At 34.2% G+C, this 688-nt stretch carries 1 protein-coding gene; it reads left to right on the top strand.

The annotated features are described in order from the left end of the window. Positions 1-25 precede the first annotated feature (25 nt). Positions 26-553, top strand: a complete 528-nt coding sequence (locus AWN68_RS13220; protein WP_084362866.1) for a DMP19 family protein — start codon at positions 26-28, stop codon at positions 551-553. Positions 554-688 lie beyond the last annotated feature (135 nt).

Below are 688 nucleotides of genomic sequence, written 5' to 3'. Positions count from 1 at the left end.
CGTTGTAACACATTAAAACGAACCTTTGAAAAGACTATTAATATTCATAGCATCATTATTTTCAGCCAATGTAAGTTCGCAAACTGAATTTGATTTGGACAAAGTTCTGAAAATGGAAAGACGAGATATGATTGTTATGGAAATTGACACGTATCTGAACAAAAAATGTGAATACGGAGAAAAGATTGACCGACTGAATGAATCGCAAAAAATCTTACTGATTGCAGAAAATTTGGAACGTGAAATTAATAATGGTGGATTTCATCAATTTTACTGGAATTCGAGTGGAGATTATGCGAATGAGACCGTTGATGCTTTAATAAAAATCGGAGCTAATAAAACTGCCGAAATAGTTAAAAAAGCTAATTCTGAATTTAAAAACGGAACCGTACCAAAAGACAGAGCTGAAAGACAAAATGAACTTGAACTGATTGAGGAAAAAGCAGAAGAAAATTGGAACAAATGCGATTCTAGATTTTACGAATATCAAGATAATTTGACCGAATTGTTAATTGCATTTGTGATTAAAAACAAATCGGATTTTGAAAAATAACGTGTTACAACAATGTATAACCGCAATTACGGCGGATTCGACTACGTCCGAATCCACTCGGAATTGCTAAAGTCTGTGCCAAACCGAAAATTAACGCATATTAACCCGTAACTGACGGTTATACGAACCGTTGGC

The organism is Roseivirga echinicomitans, assembly GCF_001592935.1.
Lineage (GTDB): Bacteria > Bacteroidota > Bacteroidia > Cytophagales > Cyclobacteriaceae > Roseivirga > Roseivirga echinicomitans.
The sequence above is the reverse complement of the archived record's forward strand: the minus strand, read 5'-3'. Positions and strand labels throughout refer to the sequence as shown.